This is a genomic window from Streptomyces synnematoformans (genome assembly GCF_039531005.1).
GTDB classification, from domain to species: domain Bacteria; phylum Actinomycetota; class Actinomycetes; order Streptomycetales; family Streptomycetaceae; genus Streptomyces; species Streptomyces synnematoformans.
The window spans coordinates 1-940 of sequence record NZ_BAAAPF010000711.1; the positions used below are offsets into that span (position 1 = coordinate 1).

Sequence of the window (940 nt, forward strand, 5' to 3'; positions counted from 1 at the left end):
GCCGTGAACGCCCGCGGCGGCATCGGGCGCGGCCCGCCGTCCGCGGCCTCCGCCGGGCCGGCCGGTGCCGGGCCGACCGCCGCCAGGTCGACGCTCTCCGCGCGGAACACGTGGTAGTCCGCGCCCGTCGCCCCCTCGGCCAGCCCCGCGACCAGCCGGGCGGCCGTCTCGTCGACCGGCGTGTAGTCGGTGCGCATCGGCACCGCGGGCCGCAACCCGAGCTGATGGCAGGCGGACAGCAGCAGGTGTGTGAGCGCCCGCGGGTTGGGCAGGCCGTTGTCCGCGGCGGGCATGATCTCGCCGAGCCGGTAGAGCGTGACCGGCGCGCCCAGCTCGCGCGCCCGCAGCAGCAGCCGCTCCGCCACCAGCTTGGAGCGGCTGTAGCCGCTGCCGGGCACCGTCACCCGCCGCGGGTCGGTGCCCTCGCCGAGCCGGGTGCCGGCGTGCCGCGCGTGCCGGTCGAGCACCCCGAGGGTGGACACGTGGTGCAGCGGCTTCGGCCGGCCGGCGAGCGCGAAGCGCAGCACGTGCGCGGTCCCCGTGACGTTGGCGGCGCGGTGCTCCCGGTAGCCGAGCAGGAAGTTGACCAGCGCGCCGGCGTGCAGCACGGCGTCGCACTCCGCCGCGTACCGGTCCCACGTCCGCGCGGGCCAGCCGAAGCGGGGCCGGGCGAGGTCGCCGGCGCGGGCGTCCAGCCGCGGCCCCAGCGCCTCCTCCCACAGCCCCTGCGCGCGCAGCGCGGCCACCATCCGGTATCTGGCCTGCGCGTCGTCGCGGGCGCGCACCAGGCACACCACCCGGGCCGGCGTGGTGCCGAGCAGCCGGTGCACCGCCCGGGAGCCGACGAAGCCGGTGGCGCCGGTGACCAGCACCGTACGCGGCGGCAGCCGCGCGTCGGCGCCGGCCGCCCGGGCCGCCGCCCGCTCCCGGCCGCCGCGGG

The 940-nt window shown here is 79.8% G+C and carries 1 protein-coding gene; it reads right to left on the reverse strand.

Annotation, left to right across the window (positions count from 1 at the left end; all coding sequences use genetic code 11):
• The coding region (locus ABD317_RS37280; RefSeq protein ID WP_344296555.1) for an SDR family oxidoreductase at nt 1-940 on the reverse strand (940 nt) is incomplete at both ends.